The organism is Paraburkholderia caffeinilytica (genome assembly GCF_003368325.1).
Taxonomy (GTDB): Bacteria; Pseudomonadota; Gammaproteobacteria; order Burkholderiales; family Burkholderiaceae; genus Paraburkholderia; species Paraburkholderia caffeinilytica.
In genome coordinates this window covers 345,639-366,314 of record NZ_CP031466.1, presented here as the reverse complement: position 1 = coordinate 366,314, position 20,676 = coordinate 345,639, and the positions used below count along the sequence as shown (strand labels likewise).

General features: G+C 55.5%; 17 protein-coding genes and 1 pseudogene. 9 read left to right on the top strand and 9 right to left on the bottom strand.

Annotation, left to right across the window (positions count from 1 at the left end):
* Positions 1–124: 124 nt before the first annotated feature.
* Together DSC91_RS38630 and DSC91_RS38625 are read left to right on the top strand one after the other, a co-directional pair.
* Positions 125–928, top strand: a pseudogene (locus DSC91_RS38630) (caspase family protein); the annotation flags it as partial.
* Positions 929–1,426: 498 nt separating this feature from the next.
* Positions 1,427–2,107, top strand: a complete 681-nt coding sequence (locus tag DSC91_RS38625; protein ID WP_425272042.1) for a formylglycine-generating enzyme family protein — start codon at positions 1,427–1,429, stop codon at positions 2,105–2,107.
* A 123-nt stretch (positions 2,108–2,230) separates the two neighbouring features.
* On the opposite strand, the gene DSC91_RS01730 is transcribed toward DSC91_RS38625, so the two are convergent.
* Positions 2,231–4,462 carry a serine/threonine protein kinase gene (locus DSC91_RS01730; protein ID WP_115776542.1) on the bottom strand — a complete coding sequence of 744 codons (2,232 nt, stop codon included), beginning with the start codon at positions 4,460–4,462 and terminating at the stop codon, positions 2,231–2,233.
* Between the two features lie 415 nt (positions 4,463–4,877).
* Between DSC91_RS01730 and DSC91_RS01725 the strand changes: the two genes are divergently transcribed.
* The 7 genes from DSC91_RS01725 to DSC91_RS01695 all read left to right on the top strand — a co-directional run bounded on the left by DSC91_RS01725 (position 4,878) and on the right by DSC91_RS01695 (position 10,256).
* Entirely contained in the window at positions 4,878–5,159 is a 282-nt protein-coding gene (locus DSC91_RS01725) for a hypothetical protein (RefSeq protein WP_115776541.1), read from the top strand.
* Between the two features lie 88 nt (positions 5,160–5,247).
* Positions 5,248–5,532, top strand: coding sequence for a hypothetical protein (locus tag DSC91_RS01720; protein ID WP_115776540.1), 285 nt, complete (start codon positions 5,248–5,250; stop codon positions 5,530–5,532).
* Positions 5,533–5,715: 183 nt separating this feature from the next.
* Positions 5,716–5,943 (top strand): hypothetical protein, encoded by a 228-nt coding sequence (locus tag DSC91_RS01715; RefSeq protein WP_115776539.1) that lies wholly within the window; start codon positions 5,716–5,718, stop codon positions 5,941–5,943.
* Positions 5,944–6,429: 486 nt separating this feature from the next.
* Positions 6,430–6,714 carry a DUF3303 domain-containing protein gene (locus DSC91_RS01710; RefSeq protein WP_115776538.1) on the top strand — a complete coding sequence of 95 codons (285 nt, stop codon included), beginning with the start codon at positions 6,430–6,432 and terminating at the stop codon, positions 6,712–6,714.
* A gap of 19 nt (positions 6,715–6,733) precedes the next feature.
* The gene (locus DSC91_RS01705; RefSeq protein WP_229758377.1) at positions 6,734–8,374 is read left to right on the top strand and encodes an MFS transporter; all 1,641 of its coding nucleotides are present in this window, start codon (positions 6,734–6,736) and stop codon (positions 8,372–8,374) included.
* Between the two features lie 453 nt (positions 8,375–8,827).
* Positions 8,828–9,043 (top strand): hypothetical protein, encoded by a 216-nt coding sequence (locus DSC91_RS01700; RefSeq protein WP_229758378.1) that lies wholly within the window; start codon positions 8,828–8,830, stop codon positions 9,041–9,043.
* A 262-nt stretch (positions 9,044–9,305) separates the two neighbouring features.
* A complete protein-coding gene (locus DSC91_RS01695) occupies positions 9,306–10,256 on the top strand; it encodes a glycoside hydrolase family 26 protein (protein WP_162831313.1) in 951 nt (316 codons plus the stop codon).
* Here the strand turns inward: DSC91_RS01695 and DSC91_RS01690 are convergent.
* The 8 genes from DSC91_RS01690 to DSC91_RS01655 form a co-directional block, all read right to left on the bottom strand.
* Entirely contained in the window at positions 10,242–11,342 is a 1,101-nt protein-coding gene (locus DSC91_RS01690) for a glycosyltransferase (RefSeq protein WP_115776536.1), read from the bottom strand. The two genes, DSC91_RS01695 and DSC91_RS01690, sit on opposite strands and share 15 nt — an antisense overlap.
* A gap of 8 nt (positions 11,343–11,350) precedes the next feature.
* The gene (locus tag DSC91_RS01685) at positions 11,351–12,295 is read right to left on the bottom strand and encodes a glycosyltransferase (RefSeq protein WP_115776535.1); all 945 of its coding nucleotides are present in this window, start codon (positions 12,293–12,295) and stop codon (positions 11,351–11,353) included.
* Positions 12,292–13,734, bottom strand: a complete 1,443-nt coding sequence (locus DSC91_RS01680; protein WP_115776534.1) for an oligosaccharide flippase family protein — start codon at positions 13,732–13,734, stop codon at positions 12,292–12,294. Before DSC91_RS01680 ends, DSC91_RS01685 begins: the two co-directional genes overlap by 4 nt.
* 4 nt (positions 13,735–13,738) lie before the next feature.
* Positions 13,739–14,899 carry a glycosyltransferase gene (locus DSC91_RS01675; protein WP_115776533.1) on the bottom strand — a complete coding sequence of 387 codons (1,161 nt, stop codon included), beginning with the start codon at positions 14,897–14,899 and terminating at the stop codon, positions 13,739–13,741.
* Between the two features lie 11 nt (positions 14,900–14,910).
* Entirely contained in the window at positions 14,911–16,131 is a 1,221-nt protein-coding gene (locus DSC91_RS01670; RefSeq protein WP_162831312.1) for a hypothetical protein, read from the bottom strand.
* A gap of 5 nt (positions 16,132–16,136) precedes the next feature.
* Complete coding sequence (locus DSC91_RS01665) at positions 16,137–18,362, bottom strand: polysaccharide biosynthesis tyrosine autokinase (RefSeq protein ID WP_115776531.1); 2,226 nt, start codon at positions 18,360–18,362, stop codon at positions 16,137–16,139.
* 69 nt (positions 18,363–18,431) lie between these two features.
* Entirely contained in the window at positions 18,432–18,881 is a 450-nt protein-coding gene (locus tag DSC91_RS01660; protein ID WP_115776530.1) for a low molecular weight protein-tyrosine-phosphatase, read from the bottom strand.
* A gap of 730 nt (positions 18,882–19,611) precedes the next feature.
* Complete coding sequence (locus tag DSC91_RS01655) at positions 19,612–20,538, bottom strand: glycosyltransferase family 4 protein (RefSeq protein WP_162831311.1); 927 nt, start codon at positions 20,536–20,538, stop codon at positions 19,612–19,614.
* Between the last annotated feature and the right edge of the window lie 138 nt (positions 20,539–20,676).

Sequence of the window (20,676 nt, the reverse complement as noted above, 5' to 3'; positions counted from 1 at the left end):
GTTGTTCATAGGTTGTCGATGGAGAGTCGAGCATCGATGTTGCGACCGCTCCACGCCAACGGCTGATGCCGGCGTCGCGGTCGTCGAAACCCTATGTTCTGTCCGGAACAAACAGGATACGAATATGTGGCGAATATTCCTGCTGGTGTGCATGGTCGGGGCAATTCAGGCGCATTGGGGCAGTGCTTATGCCGCGACGCAGCGTGACGGCGCGGAGCATGGCGCTGCCGCGACGCGTTCGACGGCGACCTCCCTCGTGCCGCTCGCACAGCAACCGGACACTCCGCAACCGGCGCGCATCGCGCTGGTGATCGGCAATGGCGCATACGGCGATCATGCAGGCCCGCTTGCCGACAATGCACCGCGCGACGCTGAAGCCATGCGCGATGCGCTGCGTGCGCGCGGCTTCGACGTCATCATGCGCACCGATGCGACGCCGCGGCAAATGCGGCAAGCCATCGGCGAATTCCACCGTCGCCTGCAGGAAGGCGGCGTCGGACTGTTCTATTTCGCGGGACACGGCATTCAAATCGGCCGGCAGACGCTGCTCGTGCCCGCCGGCCTCGACGCATCCGCGCCAGCCCGGTTGGTCAGCGAGGGGGGCGATCTGGATAGCGTATTGCAGGCGATGCGCGCATCGCGTGCAGGCGCACTCAATCTCGTGATTCTCGATGCGTGCCTGAACAACCCGTTCTCCTATGAGGTATCGATCGATACGGGCAGCTTGCCTGCGAATACCGTGGTCGCCTACGCAACAGCGCCGGGCCGCTTTGCAGCGGACGGCATGCGGCACGGCATTTATACGGGCGCATTGCTGCGCGAGCTCAACGAGGCTTCTTCATCACAGGCGCTTGTTGGCGTGTTGCAACGCGCCGCGACGAGGGTTAGCGCGCTTACCGGCGGGGAACAAACGCCGTGGATCGCCTCTTCGCTTGCCAATGACGCGAGCCCGAGCCGACCGGTATCTCGCAGCGCTAGCACGGCACACCTGCTCGCCGCGAGCGACGACACAATTGTCGCGCTGCACAGTAGAGGCATTCTGCCGAAGGACAGCAGCGAGCAATATGAAATTACCTTCTGGGACTCCATCAAGGACAGTAACTACCCAAGCGATTACGAGGCCTATTTGAAGGCCTATCCGAACGGCCGCTTCGCCACGCTTGCCCATGCACGCATCGACCGGTTGCGCGCTGCGGCGGCGGCAAGTGCGCCATCCGCATTGCCGCCGGTTGCACCATCGCCACCCGCCGCACGGCCGGCCGCACCGTCCAGCGCCGCGCCGCAAGATCACCCGCGAGCCGCCACGCCGGCGCCAACTGCACCGACCGCCTCACCCGCAGCCCCTTCCGCACCGGCAGTCGCGCAGAAGCCCGCGGCGCATCCGCCAAGCGCCGGCGAAAGCCGCGATTGCGCCACCTGCCCAATCATGATCGCCTTGCCTGCAGGCGCGTTCTCGATGGGCAGCAGCACCGACGACCCCTCCGAAAAGCCGGTCCATCACGTGACCATCGGTGCACCGTTTGCAATCGGCAAATACGAAGTGACCGTCGAGCAATGGAATGCATGCGCCGCCGCGAACGCCTGTCAAAAGCTGACGCCCGAAAGCAATACAAATAAAGCTGCGCCGGCACGCGATCTCAGTTGGGACGACGCGCAACAGTACGTCAAGTGGCTGAGCAAAACGACCGGCAAACCGTACCGCTTGCCTACCGAGGCCGAATGGGAATACGCGGACCGCGGTGGCACCACGACGGCATACTGGTGGGGCGACCAGATGCGCAAGGGCAACGCCAATTGCAAGGACTGCGGCGACCCGTGGCACAAGGAAGGACCCGAAACCGCCGGCTCGTTCGCCCCGAATCCGGTCGGCCTGTATGACATGAACGGCAGCGTTTGGGAATGGGTCGCCGATTGCTGGCACAACTCCTACCAGGGCGCGCCCACCGACGGCCACGCATGGGACAGCCCCAGCTGCGAGATGCGGGTCATTCGCGGCGGCTCGTGGCGCGAAGGCGCGGGTTATATGCTGAGCGCGACGCGCTTCAAGTACAGCGCGAGCGTGCGCCAGTCGCAGGATGGCTTCAGGGTGGTCAAGGATCTTAAGTGAAGCGGGGGCTGCAAGGGGGCCGCCGAACAGCGCACGCTTACCAGGCCATGCGTTTGCCAGGCCATGCGTGCTTTCGGTCCTGCGAGCGCTTCAGCGGCGTTGCGGGCGAACCTGGCGAATCGCTCAAGGCGTGTGCGGCCTCGTCGTGATCGGCGCGAAATCGGCGACGATATGATCCTGACCGTATTTGCCGGCGAGCTGCGCAAGCCGCGCATCCAGCGCGCGCAGATAATCCGCGCGTGATTCGCTTTCCGGCCGAGGCTTGTCGAATAGCTGCGCCGGCGTAATCAGCAGCACCACCATCTCCGATCCAAACGGTTTCGAAATGATCCAGTCGCCCGCGCTTCCGATCGTGGCCGCATAGTGCGGCGGCGCCTGATTGTCCTTCGCACGCGGACTCGGCACCATGTGCACGACGCTGCCGTCGAGCTGGTAGTAGTCGAGATTCACGTACGAGTCGTAAGCGGGCGTGGTGACGTCCACCACCAGCGGTTCGCCTTCGCTCAACAAGCCACCGGGTGGCCGCACATGCAGCGACGCAACGTGGCCCGCTTGCCAGTTGTGGGTCCAGTAGGGGGCGAGCGCCTTGACCGTGTCGCATTTGTCGTCGGCAAGCGGCTCGACCTGGAGCGTCAGCGTGTCGACGCCCGGCAATGCGCTCAGCGTGTCCTTCAGATGCGCAGCGCCGTAGCGTTGCGAGACATAGCCGCGCACCGTCAACGAGTGGTCTTGTGTCGACGCGGACAGCGCCGAACACGGCACCTGCGCCAAAACCGGCGCGACGGCGGCTAAGGTCAACGCGGGTTGAGGCGCGGGTGGCGCAGCAGGTGGCGCTGGCGAGGGCGCCGCGGGTGCCACGGTGGTTGGCGCGGCGGTTAGCGCTGTGGTGGTCTTGGCAGATGAGCTGGAAGACGGGCCGGTAGATGACCCTGCGGCCGGCCTTGCGGCGCCTCCGGCGACCGGTCCGGCCGTTGTGGACGACTCAGGCGCATTCGTCGCTGCTGAAGCCGCTTGATCCGTTGACGCCTCCGAAGCCGCAGCAGCCGGCTGCGTGCCACTCTGGCGATTCGGCGCCGACCGCAAGGCAAACACGCCGACTACCGCCGCACACACCACCGCGAAACTTGCGAATCCCACCTTGACCAAGGTACCCGACTTCTCCGCGCGCGCTTCGTTGTCGAACTCCGCGATGAAACGCACGACACTCGGCATGCGCGTGTCGCGATCGAACGAGAGCGCGGCCCGCAACGCGCGCCACTGCTTCGCATCGAGATTGGCCGGACGCTGCGGCTTGAAGTCCGCATTGCGAGCCTGCGTCGCCGACAAACGGTCGAACGGATGATGACCCGTCAATAGCTCGTAGGTAATGCAGCCGAGCGCGTAGATGTCATCGCGTGGGTCCGGCTCGCGATGCTCGATCATCTCCGGACTCGCATAGGCCGGGGTCAACGCGCCGAGGCTCCCGGGATCGAAGACGGTTGCATCGCTCTCCTCCTCCGGCCGCTGGAACACACGGGCGATGCCGAAGTCGATCACCTTCACTTCGGCATTCGTCGTGAGAAAGACGTTCGCGGGCTTGAAATCGCAATGCACGAAGCCGTGCTCATGCGCATAGGCGAGCGCATTGCACATGCCGCGCACAATCGGCAGCGCGGCGCGAACCGGCATTCCCTTGTAGCCCGGCGTGCGTAGTAGCTGGCTCAGCGGCTTGCCGGTCAGGTACTCCATCGTCAGGTAGACGATTGGCCCGTCCCGGTCGAAGTCGTACACCGTGATGATGTTGCGGTGCGCGAGCACCTGCGCCTTGCGCGCCTCGCGTTGCAGTGCGACGAGCGAATTCGGGTTGCCGCGGAACTGGACGTTGAGCACCTTGATCGCGAGATACGGCTTGCGATCCGACGCTTCGAGCTTGCGCAAGTCGAGCGCCTTGTACACCGTACCCATCCCGCCCACGCCCAGACATTCCTCGAGCACGAAACGGTTGTTCAACGTGTCGCCGGTGCCTTTGATCTGATCATGTCCCGGCGCGCCGGCGGCACTCGCCGCGCCCGCCGGGCTTGCGGCGTTGGCCGCACTGGCAGAGCGCGCCGACGGTATCTCGACGGTGGTCTGCATGCCGGTCTCGTCGCCACCGGCCGCCACGTTCGAAACGCGCAGCTGTTCGATGCGCCGCCGCACTTCGGCGTAGAGATCGTCCGGCAAGGGGGTTTCGCGATGCGCCGCGCCGAGCATCTCCAACAGCTGCGTGCGATCGAGTCCATCGGTCGTCAACGTGCTGTCGAGCTGAGCGACGAACTCGTCGCGTGACAGCTCGCCGCTCTGATAGTCGCGAATCACATGCGCAAGGCTAGCCATTTGTGCGAAGCGCCCCCGCTGCCGTTGGGCCGGACCGCATGCGACCGGAGCCTTTCGGGCTGATAGAAAACCTGTCGTAACCCGTTACATGTGCCGCTTCGATACTAGCTCCCGACCCGCTCTTTCGCAAACCAGGATTGCCCCGCTGCGTGTACACCCGGCGAGTGTCTTGCGACAGCCAACAGAATCCGATGCGTTGTTGGGCGCGTGCCGTCAGGCGACAGTCGCCCTCCAGTGGCTGCGCTACGGTCCCGACACGGCACCGTGACGCGAAATCCTTGTGCATCAAGCCTTCGACAACTTTCTTAGGATGCACGAATGAAACTGGCACAGCCCATGCATTAGTGACACTCGAGCAGACAAGATGCTCGATCCCAACCGCAAGACTGTGATGTTCCCTTCCAGGAGATTTACCATGAACACGCTGATGATCAAAGACCTGTCCATCACCGAACAACTCGACAGCAAGGCCATGAGCGCCGTGCGCGGCGGCTACGGCTACGGTTACCCCAGCACGTCGTATTTCAACTTCAGCCCGGTGGTCGCACCGAACAACAGCAAGAACGTTACCGCCACGCAGTTGATCAGCAACGAAATGAACATCCAGAACGCCAACGGCAACAACGTCGCGTTCGCTGCCGGCCTCACTTCGACGATCAACCCCTGCGTCACGTCGAGCAACAACATCAACGTTTAAAGCCTGATTCGGCGAAGCGGAAAAGCCCTCGGCAATTTCCGCTTCGCTCCGATCACGCCCGTCTTCCGCGCACCTTTGGAGAATCACCATGTCATCCCTCATGATTCGCGATCTGTCCCGCACCCGCGAGCTCGACCGCCGCGCAATGTCGGCGGTGACCGGCGGCACCGGCAGCAGCGTGCCCGGCCTGCCCTCGGTGGCCGGCCTTGGCGGCATCGCCAATGTCAACGTCTCCGTCAACCAGAACCTCAGCCAGATACAAACCGTCAATGTGGCTGCCCTCAACAACATCGGCGTGATCGGCGCAGGCTTCGTACCGTTGAATCTGAACGTCAGCCCGTCGCTGTGGGGCGCCAATTACGCCAACGTTTAACGGCGTGCAGTAGCGAAGGACCGGGGGCTTCCCTACTGCTGCCTGCCCGTAACCCGCAGGCGAGCCCAAAGCAGATTGCCTATACTGATAGTGCGACGAGACCTCAGCACACTTGAAGACACACCCGGGCGGCGACTGGAAAATCGCACCGGCCGCCGGCTCGATCGCTTCCCTGGAGCCGCCATGGCAAAGCTCGTTATCAAAGACCTCAGCGACAGCGTCGAACTCGACCGCCAGGCGATGGCCGCCATTGTCGGCGGCGCACGAATCGGTGCGCGCGCGAGCATCGCCGTGCAAGTGATGCCGGGATCCGCACGCGTCGTCGACTATCCGCCGGGTTTTCCCGCAGCGCATCAGGCCATTGCCGATGTTTCCGTTGCCGGGGGGCCGCGCAATTCGTTGCGTAGCTAGGGCTTTGATCAGACATTCGCAGCAACGGCACGCGCTTAACGCGCGTGCCGTTTGCGTTTGAACCATCGGCGTTTGTTCGGCTTGCCATTCGCTTGCGTGCCGGTGGTGCCGGCACACTGCATGACGCGCCTCGAACCAGATCGATACCGACATCTTCGACAACCGTTTTAAAGGGTCCTTCTTGTAGGACGCACGAGATGCCCGCAATTGGAAAAAAACGCCGCCGCCACGCTTTCCCGGCAGCTGGCGCGATGTGCGATCGACCTGGTGAATGTCCGCACGCGCCGACGTTAGAGAGCATGTACTCACCTATTATGCTTAGGACGCCACGTGGTTTTGTTCCGTTCGCCGATGGCTTGCGCTATCCGGACAGCAACCTGGCGAAGATGTGTTTGCGGCGCGAAGCATGGAAAAGCGTCACATAGCACGACCAGCGACAATGGCACGCCACGAGCCGGCATCGCCAAATCATATTGGAGACATGCAATGAAATTCATCGTGCAATGGGCCGGCCTGCCGACTGCGGAAAATTCCGTCATCGAACGCTTCATGAAAACCGGCGGCCAGGCGCCTGAAGGTGTCAAATTACTGGGCCGCTGGCACGCGATCGGCGGATTGCATGGCTTTGCGGTCGTCGAGGCCGAAGATACGCGCGGACTGTCGGCGCTGGCGCTCGAATGGGGCGATCTGCTGACGATGAGCATCTTCCCAGCGGCGACGGACGAAGACCTCGGCGCGGCATTGGGCGCACATCAGGCCGCGCGCAAGTGAGTGTGCAAGCTGAACGAACATGACGCCCAGCCTCGACACACCGCTGCCCAGCGGACAACTGCTGCCGTTTCGCAAGTCGCTACTGGCGATGCTTGGCATTGCCTTCGTCTCGATGCTGGTGGCGCTCGATCAAACCATCGTCGGCACCGCACTGCCGCGCATCGTCGCCGATCTCAAGGGCTTCGATCTGTATGCATGGGTTGCGACTGCGTACATGCTGGCTTCGGTGATCACCATTCCGATCTTCGGACGGCTGGGCGATCTGTTCGGTCGCAAGCCGTTTCTGATCGCCGCGATTCTGCTGTTTACCGGCGCGTCGGTATTGTGCGGGTTCGCCACCAGCATGCTGTTGCTAGTGATTTCGCGCGGTTTGCAGGGGATAGGCGGCGGCATTCTGATCGGCACGGTGTTCGCCACGGTCGCCGACCTGTTCCCCAATCCCAAGCTGCGACTGCGCTGGCTCGTGTTCGTCACGTCCGCGTTCGCGGTCGCCAATATGTTCGGGCCGACGCTTGGCGGCATGCTCACACAATACGGCGGCTGGCGGCTGGTGTTTTTCGTCAACGTGCCAGTTGGCCTCGTGTCGCTGCTGTTTGTGCTGCGTTTTTTGCCGCATCTACGTCACCTGCGACACAAAGGCCCCGTGCGGCTCGACTGGCTCGGCGCGTTTGTGGTCGCGGTCACGTTCGGCTCCCTGCAATTGCTGATTGAGTTGTTTCCGAAGTACGGCGTCGACACGATAACGATCGTGCTGGCCGTCGTTGCCGCGAGTTTTGCAATGACGCTGTGGCTATGGGAACGGAGAATGAAGTATCCGATCATTCCTGTGGATATGCTGATGGACCGTAAGCTGTCCGCGCTCTTCGCGATGTCGGTGCTTGGCGGTTTCGCGCTGTTTTCGCTGGTGTTTTATGTGCCGTTGTTGTTTCAGGGCGGCTACGCAATGTCCGCGCACGACTCGGGCATGTTAATCACACCGCTGCTGCTCGGCACGACGGTCGGCAGCGTAGTGAATAATCGTATCGTCACACGGATTCGCCGCGCGAACGGGATTATGTATGTCGGGTTTGCGCTGTCAGCGCTGGCGTGTCTGAGCGTGATCGTGCTCAGAGGTACCGAGCCGCATCTGGTGTGGATGTCGTGCATGGGCATCAGCGGCCTCGGGCTCGGTTTAGTGGCGACCAGTCTGACTGTCTGTTCGCAGCAGATCGTCGCGCGCGATCAGCTCGGTGCGGCAACGGCGTTGCTGCAATCGCTGCGTACCTTTGGCGGGATGCTGGGCACGGTGATGACCGGTGCGTTGCTCGGGCATCTCTATACGCAGGGAGTGCATCGCTCGCTGGCTTCGTATCAGGCGACGCAATGGTTCAAGTCGTTTGCGAGTCCCGAACTGCTGGTGGACCGCGCGGAGCAGGCGGCGTTGATCAACCGTCTGGTGAGCGCCGGGCATGCGGGGGACGCGATGATGAATTCTGCACGGGATGCATTAGTGCAGTCGATTCATATTGGGATTCTGGTGGCGGGGGCGGCGGCGTTGATTGGGTTGTGTCTTGCGTGGTTTGTGCCGCCGGTAAAGATTAGTTATTCGGAGGCGGAGTGGGGAGTAGATGGAGGGGCGGCGCAAGCGGATGCGCTTTCGTCGCAAGGCAAGGCGCTATAGACCGCGTCGGGGTTGGCGGGGCCAGGATGTCGCTAACTTGCCAGTACTCTCCCGATATCCGGATAGTGGTGCGCGCAACAAATACGCCTAACGCCGCCGGGCGCCTTGCTTTCGACGGCCCTCTGTTTTGCCGCCTGCATCTCGAGGTTTGGAGACACTAACTTGCGCCGTTTGACACGCTTCACGTCGATGCGAATTCGCGAGTAAAGCCCCCCTCTTCCTGAGTCTCAGCAAGCTACCTTCTGAAATCCTTTACGATCGAAATAGGCCATAAATAAAGGCGCATTCGACGCACTGCTCGAATGAACGGTCACCATAAGGCTTGACCGGATATTTGCGATTTCTTACCATAGGCATTGCCGCTTGCGCACCTACTATCAGATCGTTTTCACCCAAGCGCGCCCATATAAAGCAAGGCCAAAACTAAACAACGAGGTCTTCCGGGGTTCTTGCATGACAATGGATGAAGACATCGCGCACGTGGCGCGTGTAATGGCGCCGTCGCTGCGCGCCTTTCGTGGTGAACCTGTGTTGCCACCAGCCTATTGGCGAAAGCGGCTACAACGCATACAGGATGAATTTCGCCTCACCGAATTGCAGACGTTTCAGATCGAGCGTTTGCTGGGGGAGTTGGATCGGTTTGAGGCGGAGAGGGGAAGACGGGCATAGGCGCGTACTTCCAGCGCTCGCACACATAGATTGTCCAACCATGCCGCCGGGACCATCGCTAGTTTGATCACCGGTCAGGTCTCTGGCCGATCGAACCGGATCAAGATATCTCCATCACCACTACTGTGGCGCCGGTATCGGAAACGAATCTGCGCTTGGCGCCGGTCGTACAGGTACGTGGAATTTGGCGTATTTGAAGCTACGGCGTGACGCTCGCTAAGCATGCCACGCCCCCATCACACTACCGAACAGGAACGTAACCTTGAAACCTTCGATGCCGATAAATTTCCGTGTCCTTGCGCTGGCTTCAGCCTTGCTTTGCTTTTCGTCACACGCAACGGCGACAGCCTTAGGTCTGCATACTGGACATGACGACTCAATCGCCCAATATGATCAGTTCGGTGGATGGCTGGGGAAGCAAGTTCTATATCGGATAGCCTTTGCCGACGACGCATCGTGGCAAACCATTTCATCTCCCTACTTTTTGAAAGCAACCGCCGAGTGGCTATCTTCCGATCCAAATAGAGTGGAGACCATCAGCATTCCGTTGTTGCCCAAGCAACGGGGGGACGCCAACCTGGATGCAATCGCAGCGGGACAACACGACGATACCTTCCGCAAGCTCGCCCACAATCTTGGATCGACTCACAACCCCGCACGCATTGTCGTTCGGCTAGGTTGGGAAATGAACGGCACCTGGTTTGCATGGTCTGCTGTCGACAATCCGGGGTCTTATATAAACGCCTTCAGGCACGTAGTGTCTGTCATGCACAGAGAAGCGCCGCAATTGCGATTCGAGTGGAACGTCGCCAGCTCAGGCGCACCCAATTTTGACTGGTCCAACGCATATCCAGGTGACGACGCCGTCGACGTAATCTCAATGGATGTGTACGACCAGTACAACAGTGGATGGTCGGATATCCTCGGTCGCCCCGGTGGCTTGCGAGCATTTCGCTCTTTTGCACAAGCGCATCATAAGCCTGAGGCCTATACAGAATGGAGCGTGTCAACGTCCAAACACGGCCACGGCGATGCGCCCACCTTCATAGAGAATATGCATGCATGGTTCAATGTGCCTGGGGCAAATGTACTGTATCAAGCATACTGGAACACCAACGCCGGAGGCCCTGACGCAGCGATTTCCGGACCTTCTGCGGTCAATGTTCCTCGCTCCTCGCTTAAGTACAGAACTCTGTTTTCAAGTGGACACTGATTGGCGCCTGATCGCCTTTTTCGACGTACCCAATCGTTCGACGTAATGAAGCCATCTTTTCGCGAAAGCTTCGGTCGAAAATACGTGAGCGGCGCTTTGAGCCCGCTCTCCACATCGCTGTCGCAACTCATCATTTTCGGCCAGTTCGCATAACGCCATAGCCAACTGACGACGATCACCTGACGGAACCAGTTTTGCAACCGCCCCCATTGCATACAGTTCCACGGGCCCCGATGAGTAGTCAAACGAGACAATCGGAGTGCCGTGAGCTGCCGCCTCGCAAACAGCTAGTGAAAATCCCTCGTATTTCGAAACGGAACAGAATATCGATCCACTGGAATAGATTTCGCTTTTGTTTTCCCGATACCCAGGCAAAAAAACACACTCCCTTAAGCCTTTCTCTAGAATCAAGGTCTCCAGCAAGGGCCTCTGCTCACCTTCTCCATAGATTATCAAACTCCAATCCTTCAATTTATCCCGAACACTCACCCAGGTTTCGACAAGTTCACCAAAATTCTTTTGTGCGCTCAATCTGCCTACCGCAATAACCACCTTAGGACGCGATTGATTAAAAATTTTCTCAGAACACGACACCATATTATAAATTACAGATACGTTGTCTACATTATTTCGAATAAATAGTTCGCGATCCCGCTCAGTCAGCACTACAATTCCGTCGAGCCATCGATATAGCCAGTTGCGGAGAAACATCCGCAGCGACTTGTGACGGTCCTCCTCGTAACGCAGATGCTGGACCTCAATGCAAATGGGGCCACCAACGAGTGGTGGTAAAGCCCAATACCGGAAGAAATTATTTCCAATCAAAGCATCGATGTCTTTTAATTCACGCCGGATAAAATCTGAAATATTTAGACGCGTTCTGATTTTTTCAAAAACCGATACTGGACGGCGCAGGTTCAAGTGGACAACGTCGACACCTTTTGTCAGACGGAGATCGTGCTCACTCGAAAATAGACTCAGGACTGCCACATCGTGACACCCAGACAAAGCAGTGGTAATATCGAGAGCCACTTGTTCAGCGCCGCCTTTAAATCCTATATCCGGAACCGCGACTATAATTTTCACCTGGTCTCCTAGCGAAGTACAAAGCGAAATGCTTTACGTGCGGGACCATGAACGTGCATCCGTCTCGCCCATATAGCCAGTCGACTGCGCAGCCTTCTCGGATAAAATGCTGAGAATGCAACGGTCAATTCGCCTGCCTCCTCAACAAGCGGAGGGAAGACAAATTCCGTTCTCTCGCTCATTTGAGTCCGGTAACGCCGCGATTTTTCAAAATGCTCACCGCTCCCATCCATTCCACTATTTTTTACCAGTGACGACGAAGGATACAAGGTTAATCCATCTCCAGATATAAACCGCGCAAAATCAAAACGAATCGCCCAGGATTCGGACTCACCCTCTACCTGGTTGATCAGCATATCAAGCATATCGCGTCCCGCGCGACAAAACTCCAGGCGCCGAGATCGATCCTTTATAAATAGCGCGTATTCTCCGACATTCCAATCTACAGATTGCCATCTATCCCGCCACGTGGCCCAACCCCACGAGCAGATTCTCGGAATAAAAAAACCATTACCGAAACGCTCCCGCCCTTCAACCGGAGGAGAATAACCAGATATAGAAAAGACTTTATTATTATTTACATACTCATGCAATGCACCATGCATGTAAACCAAAAAGCCAGGTGAAACTTCAACATCATCCTCGATAACAATGACGGATTCATAGAATGACAAGGCGTAGCCAACCCCTCGAATTACTGAATTACCCAGTCCACAATTCTCGCTCGAAGCGAACACTTTCACGCTTCGAAAGCCTTGCGCATTTTGCGCTATATCGCGAACCTCATTCACTGGATTTTGTTCGCTCTCGCTTCGAGGGCCATCGCAAAATATCAACAAATCTATTTCACTTGCACCGTGAGCGGACCGCAGTGCCCATAACGTCGCTTCAAGATGCCGAGGGCGGTTATATGCGAACACAACAACAGGAACGTTTCCCCCAATCTTATTCATACAGCGCTCCTTTTAAATAAGATTCGTCGATCTCCCGAAGTTACGCTCGTCACAGCGATGACGGCACACATAAATATTAATACACACACAGCGTCAATCCAGTATATTTCAAACGCCGATTCGAGCCAAAGCAGAGACAGACCAATGACGTAGTACGACAACGCAGGGATTATTATAATAACCACCACCTCGCAAACCGACACCCGAGATTTCCATCTATAAATAGTCAGATAGCCCAAGACAGCAACAACCAAATAGCTGACTATTGCGCTGATTAACATTACATAGACTCCGCTCGGCGAAGTCATCAGCATCACAGTCGTCTGCACGATAAGCTGGACAAGCGTCCACCAGAAATCCGCAAGCGGAGCACCCGTACTTTGAAGATATGCCGAGATGGCACCCCCGGCAAATGTGCGAACCGACCAGAGCACAGCGAATAAAATCAGCCAGTCCGTGTGATTTATAAATTTCGATCCAAATATAAACCTCGTTAATGGTTCTGAAGCTAACGCCAAAGAAACAAAAAAACCTATATAAACGGCGTTGGACCAGCAAATTAAATTATTCGGTGTAAGCCGGGATTTTTCGGATGCCCCGCCTCTGTGACTCGCGAAAAACGGCATAGTCAACCTCCGCACCACAGGTGCAACGAAAGCGACCGCCTGAATAACCAGTTGCTTCATCGAAGAATAAATGCCGAATGTCTCTAGAGGCATGGCCGCCGCGACGATCAGTTCGTCAGCTTTGGCCGCCAACGTATTCGAAACCTGGCCGAGCATCTGCGCCACCGCATACGACACTATGACTCCACGCCTTCCGGCTGAACGTTCCTGGCCTCGTGGTGCTATCAACAAAGCAAGAGCGGTCTCATGCAAGAGCAACAATCTGACAACCTGCGACACGTAGAATCCGGCTATCACGGACACCACTGCATGTTCAAACAACGCCATGAAGACAGTTGTCGCCACACCGCACACTTTCCCGGCGAACTCAGCAAATGCCAGACGCTCGATATGCAGCTCCCGAACTGCGATGCCTTGAACCGGGCCGCTTATCACGGTCAATGGCATCGCAGGCGCAATCCACAGCAATGCATTTCCGATATCCGAGGCGCCGAAACAATATCGAGCCAAGCACGCACCAACGAGACTAATCACGACCGTTGCAGATATAAATATCGGCAGCACCGTCCGAACATCCAGCACCGTAAATTTCATATCCCTCTTATCTTGAATTACAAAGCTTTGCAGGCCGAAATCCGAAAATACGGTGGCGATGGCCACGATGATGAGGTTGATAGACACAATACCTAACGATGCTGCAGAAAAGGAGCGCGCAATAACACTGATCTGCAAGAGCTGAAGAACCGCCATTAAAATCGATGAAATCAGCTGCGCGCCGCCCTTTTTTACGATTGAAGACAACCTGATTTCCATGTCATCAGCCTTGAACAACCTGCGCCGTCAAAATTTTCTCGACGTATTTGACGAGAGACCTCCCTCCGCGACTACGTTTGAACAAGTCACGGTTTGCATCTTTTGGAATTGCCACGGCTAGCTCCTCGAGGCGAAGCGGATCATTCAAGCACTCCACCCAATCCGCCTTACTCTCCACTACCACAATGGCTTCATCTTTTTCAAATGGAATCCCCCTTAATGCCTGTGGAGTAGCAATTAACGAGCGTCCATTGTAAATTGCTTCCGCGACTTTGATATTTACGCCCGCCCCAAGTCTAATTGGCGCTATAAATATAGGCGAGATTCCCCACGCCTCGTCCCGATTTTCAAGGAATCCGTGTGTTTTGACTCGTAAGTTGGACCGACTCCAGCGATGCGAGCCATGGCCGACCAAATGGAACGTAACGTCATTATCTAATAGGCCGAGAATTTCATTCACAAACCAATTAACAGCTTCGATGTTCGGCCACCAATTCATGTTTCCAATGAAGACGATATCCTTGCCGGCTCGGGAAGAATCCCGCACCTTCGCCGGCTGATAGTCAAAGGACGGCAACAGTGTAAACCTGCTAGCAATGCTGCTTTCAGCGGCTGCCGATTCATCGGCAGAGAGAAAAATTACATTTTTTATTCTCTCATACGACCTGGATTGGAATTTAGCAAGTCTGGCTACATCGGATGCAAACATATTTCGCCCCAGTCGCCATTTCAATCCGCGACCCCGACTCGTGTGGAGCTTAACCTCATCGTTATGCTGTATTAAAATAGTTCTGGTTTTATCACTTATCATCCTTGAATAAATCGACGTTTCCAGATGATCAAAAATAACGAGATCAGCCCTTCCTGCAACAGCAGCAAGTTTGATCCGACGTGCCGCATCAAACGACAGAAAGTATAGTGCCTTCGCAGGCAAACCCGATACCATCGCGCCTAAAAATGCCGCGATAATTCTCAATTTTTTCCACTTAATCTGTTTTTCATGAACGTACACAGTCTGAACATCCATGAAAGCCCCTTTTAATATATCTACAACACTTCTCGTATATACGGAGCCACCATTCGCACCAGTCTCATCTTTAACGTGAGAGATGACAATCAATCGAGCGGAAGAGCACAGGAGCTCGTCACAATTACCTGATTTCATTATTCCCTCGATCAAATTGAGGCCGTAAGATCGCGCCGAACCAGACGCTTTTTTCGAACGGTACTCACATTAAAAAAATAAATAAGCATCACGGAAATTGGCTGAAGAAGCGCACCGGACAACACAAAATGCGTCAATACAAGAGCTGTCACAAGCGGCAACGAACCGACAGACAATGTTATGCAGGCGGCTATAGCCAGAAGTAGTGGAAGGCCGCCGAGCAAGCCATATTCGATTATTGCCTTCGGTATTGCCGAATAGTTGACCAGCGAGTCACCTGCACTTCCCAATCGGTCAGAGGAACCGGCACCATATCCCGCAATCAAGCTACTAGTGGTTCTCGTTGAGTATCGTGCCATTCGGGTAAACGGCTCGATAAACCTTGCAGATGCACTCGTATCAGAAGTGCCAAACTCGGCTACCCGGACCATTACCTCCGGCCGCATAATAACGGTTCCAACAAGAACGACAATTGCTGCCACCGTTAGAGCAATCACCTTTAAACTTTTTATATTTTTTATCAAGATGAAAGGTGTCACTGCAACAAGTAGCATCAAACCTGTCCCTGAAAATGTCACCAAAAGACCCAGCAAGAGTGTCGATAAAACCCACAACCTTCTCCAGAAACTCAGCTCGATAACAATCGCCAAAGCAACAAACTGGGAAAGAAACGACGCCTCGAGAAATACAAATGCATTCGACTTATACAAGTCTCCGCCATATGAAACTGGATAACTGGCTAAATAACCCTGCATTATTACTGCGTCAGGCAAATTCCCGATTGGATCCGTGTAGGGAATGTGCAAAATTAGCTGACTGAAATACTGCCATATTCCAACAATAGAAAATAACACCATTAGAAAAACAAAGTATCGCGCCACTTCGCGCGTATTCTCGCGCGTTACAGATCGTGTAGCGCCCATCGTCAGTGGGAGGTATAAGGCGAGCAAGTACAGCAACGAACTAATAGATGTTTTTCCGTAGGTACTCAACGAGCACAGCAAGATCAAGCCGAACGAAACCCAAAGAACGATTGCATTGAGTTTGTGCGGCACCGTTAATCCATCAATCGTGAGCCATAGGACCGTCGCCCAGTACAGCAGAAACGCTACCGGAAGCTGGGTGGCGCCAAGAGGAATGGCAAATCGCTGCGTCAGAATCGCCAAGGTCATCATCAGACACAGTGCCCGGACAGACCGTCCCACTCCAAGGGGTTTTATCTTGATCGCCATGACAGCTATTTCCCGTATGTGTATTCCGCGTGGCGATAGCCGCCATACGCGGACCCATAGCCGTACTTGCCGAGCGCTGGATTGACTCCGTTGAACACCACGCCTTTCGCGTACACACCGACCTGGGCTAGGCGCTTCGCAGACTCGCCTAGTTCAGCCACTTTCGTGGATCCCGCCAGCGCCACCAAAAAAGTAGCTCCGCAATGCGGCGCCAGTACCGCGGCATCCGCCACCGCCAGTACAGGAGGCGTATCGATAATCACAAGGTCATATTTCGAAGACAGGCTATTTATCAGGCCGACCAGACGCCCCGAGTGAAATATTTCACCAGGGTTGGTCGAAACAGCGCCGGCGGAAATGAACTCCAAACCTGGTACATCTGTCCGTTGGATCGCCGTACCCTCATCGACAACACCCGCTAACAATTCTGCAAATCCTGCAGAGCGACCTAAGCCTAGATAGCGATGAATATGTCCCTTCCGGACGTCAGCGTCGATAAGAAGAATTTTCCGACCAGATAGTGCAAGAACGGCAGCACAGTTTGCAGAGACAAACGACTTTCCCACGCCGGGTAGAGAGCCCGTAAACATCACCCGATTATTCGTTGACTCGACCATCGAAAATTGCAATGCGGTCCTGAAGCTACGAAGACTTTCAATGGCGGGATCGTTTGGAAACTGCACGGCAAGTAGTGTCGTCTTTCCACCGGCTGATCCAATTCTTCGATCAATGCGCCGCTGCTCCGTACTGATCGGCACCGTCGCATACACGTTGATACCCAGAATGCGCTCAATGTCGCGTGAATCGCTAACACCGCCAAATAGCCGGCTTCTCACCAGAGCGACTGCGAAGCCGACAAAGAGCCCCCCTAGGAACGCCAGCGGAATGATGACAATCGCGCGCGGCCATATCGGCTTTTCCGGAACTGGAGCGGCATCGACAAGCCTCACACTACCGACTTTGCCGGCCTTCACCAATTTCAATTGCTGGAGGTTGTCCTGAAGTGTTAAGTAGAGTTCCTGATTCACCTGCACGTCACGCGTATCACGCAATACGTTTTGCTCGATAAGCGGCCGCTGCTTGATCTGAGCGTCGATATCTTTCGAACGGGTTTCAAGTGCGGCAATTTGCGCATCGAGCGCTTGCATAGCCGGGTGAGTCGTGGCGAATCGCGAGCCGAGGTCAGTTCGCTTTTGTCGAAGCGCCGTCAACTGAGTCTCCACCTCTACCGACTGCTGCAACACGAGCCCAGCTTCGTCACCTAGATTGACCGTACTGAGATGCTGGCGCGTTTTGTTATATTTATCCTCCGATTGGCGGAGTTTTTCGGCGAGCAGTGGGAGTTGAACATCCAGAAAATCGATTGATCGCTGCGCCTCTTCGGTCTTCCGCAGCACGTTTTGTTTCACGTACTGTGCGCCGATCTCGTTCATGACACGGCTAACAAGTTCCGGGTCAGTTCCGTCGTAGGTCGCAGAGAGTACATCGGAGTCCTTGCCCTTTTGTGTGATATCCAGCTTTTCCTGGAGACGCGTGATCGTTTCCAGGCGAGACGAACGCGTCAAGTCAAATTGCGCACCCTTCCCACCATCAAGCGCCATCACCCGGAGGACAATTGGACCAGACGATGTCTGTACATTCAACGTTTCGCCTACCACGCCGGTAGCCGGACCATCAAGGTCAGCGCCTGACAATTCAAATCGCCCGTTGCCCAATACTTCGATTCGAAAGAGATCATCTTCCATGACGCGTGGAACATCGAACGTACTGACATCGATTGATTCAGCGCCCCAGACAAATCCTCCAATGCCAAACAGACCAGGCTCTGACATTTTTTTGTTGTGGCCTGCAATCCATTTCCCGACAATTGGAAAATATCGTGGATTTGCGTTTATAAACAAGTGCAGTTTGTCCACCGCAGCCGAGACCACCAACCGCGATCCCAATAGCTGGATCTCAGCATCTGCCGATGACTTCATGTCAAGCAAAGGGGCTATATTTGCAAGTAGACCGTTACTCGTCGAACTCGTGCCATCTTCAATCTGCACCATGACGTCTGCGCGGTAGATTGGGGAGCGAAGAAACGAGTAAAGCCCACCGAGGAGCAAAAAAACTCCAACAATTGCAGATATCCAATAACGATTTTCTATCACGACATCGACCACCGCTGACAGATCGAGTGCGTCAGAATCGTCCTCGTGAGACCGAAAATCCTGGGCTAGATTATTCATTTTTATCTTTCACCATTCTTGTGATTTCACCGACGTCGTTATGAGCAAAAGCACGTCGATGCGAACTGCTCACCGCGCCATTTCCAGGTATTCGATGTACTGGGCCCATCGCTCAACGGAAGCGTCAATAAGATTGAGAGACCGTTCAAACGCCTTCTGCCCCTTCTTATAGGGGTCTGGTATATCGAGGTTTTCATGATGACCGAGCTTGTATACCCTTCCAGTTAGTACCGGAGAGTGCCGCTCGATTGCACTCTTTTGCTCGTTATCCATAACAAGGATCAGATCTGCTGTTGAACATAGCCAACCGTTCAATTGCTGTGCCCTATGCGGCGAAATATCGATCTTTCGTGTGCGAAGCAATTCGATTGCAATCCTGTCCGCGGGCTGCCCGATCAAAGCTTGCAATCCTGCCGACTTCACACTGATACGCGGCAATGCATCCCTCAACACTCCTGCCGCCATAGGACTGCGACATATGTTTCCGGTGCAAACGACCAAGATGCTAGAGATGTTCATGCTTATGAATTCGTCGAAGATCGCCTGGTTGCGGCCGCATAACGTTGAAGAATCATTCGCCACACTGCAGACTAGAGATGGCCCCGAGACACAAGTCTCCCGAGGTGGCAGATCTCCGGCGCCCTTTTTGCGTGGAAGAATTGTTGTACTGCCCGTTACTTAACGACTGCGACAGACTGACGCCTGCTTCCCCTAAATCTGCACCGCTCATTGCCGCGGTAGTTGATCGAGGGTTTCTCCCTCCTCCCGTGAAGCCAGTGCGCATCTCCAGGCCGCTGACCAGATCGTCTGTAAGCAGTGAGTTCCGGTCCTGGCTGTTACGACTAGAAATGTTTGAACGTGGAGATGTCCGATCCGATCGCGTAGTGCCAGACGAGCGCGGCGCGAGCAGTTGCTCCGGAGAAGCCCTGCGGTTCATCGAACGTGGCGTTGACGATCCGTCAGCCGGATGCACTGCTGTACCTGAGGACGACACCAATGGATCGATCGGTAACAACGTTTTCGCTATCGCGGGCTCAATGCCGGCAGCGGAGAAAAGCGCCAGAGCTAATATCAAGCCACCAATTTTTGAGGTCATAGGAACAGCGCTCCCCGATGGATACTACCGGTTCAATGGCATTCAAATAGGTCGGCTCGGGAGGCAAATTTCCTCTAACCGGCCGTTGTCGCCGCCGATCTCTAGCTCGATACTCCGCGGCACCAATGATCCGAAATCGCTCTGCGACACAACCTAGCGACTTACCGCACCCGGAGACGAATACGTCAGTCGGGCTCGCCCCACTTCTAAAGCCGTAAAAACATGTTCCCGAAACCGCTCGCGCAGCAGTGTCGGATCATGGTTCCTGGCAACGTAGCTCTTGGCCTGTTCGGACAAACGCTCTCCCAACACGCTATCCAGATTCAAGCGAAATATTTGATCTGCAATCTCCCGCGCAGTCTCGGCAATCAATAGATCTCGTTCGTGCACGACGGAAAGCCCTTCAACCCCCAATCCATTCGTGATGACAGGGATTCCCATGGCCATAGCATCTAATATCTTCGTCTTGACTCCGGTGCCTTCCGCAATGGGCAAAAGTGCAATCGAGCAGCGCTGTACGACTTCCGAGAGATCAGAGATGAATCCGTGCATCGTCACACGATTGCATCCGCTCGCCGCCTCGATCGCTCGGGCGTCGTATTCACCGACAACGTGAACGTGAATATCCAATCCCTGGTCAAGTACGATCGGCATAATCTCGCGAACTATAAATTTCAAGGAGGCGAGATTCTGGGATGTGTGCAGATTTCCAATGAAGAAACATTGAACTAATTTCTCAGCATGACCGGTCATTCTCCAATCGTAGGCGGATGCTATGGCTGCCTGCGGATTTGCGTACACCCTCGCATTTGTGCCGTCACCGCGAAGCTGACTCGCCTCAGTTTCAGAGGTCAGAAAAGTCACATCGAACCGATTTGGCGTACTTATCTCACGCCTCGCCATCATTCTTCGCTCTCGCTCCAAAATCAGTCTTCTCAAGAGAGGCTCAACCACCAACAACGACTTCGGAGTTCGCTTCGAAAATGTCCCGAATACCGTCTGCTTGCATCCATTGACCAGAAACTGGCGATAACGCTCAGATAGAAGATCATCAAGATCGAGCACTTTCGGCACGTCCATGTCTTCACAGTACTGTCCAGTTCGCAACATGTCAGCTATGACAACGCTGATTCCGCTGGACACTAGTCTGCGCACAGCAGAACGCGTCCGTCTTGAGAAGAACAAATTCTCCTGTAACGAATGCAGGCGACGAGTAAG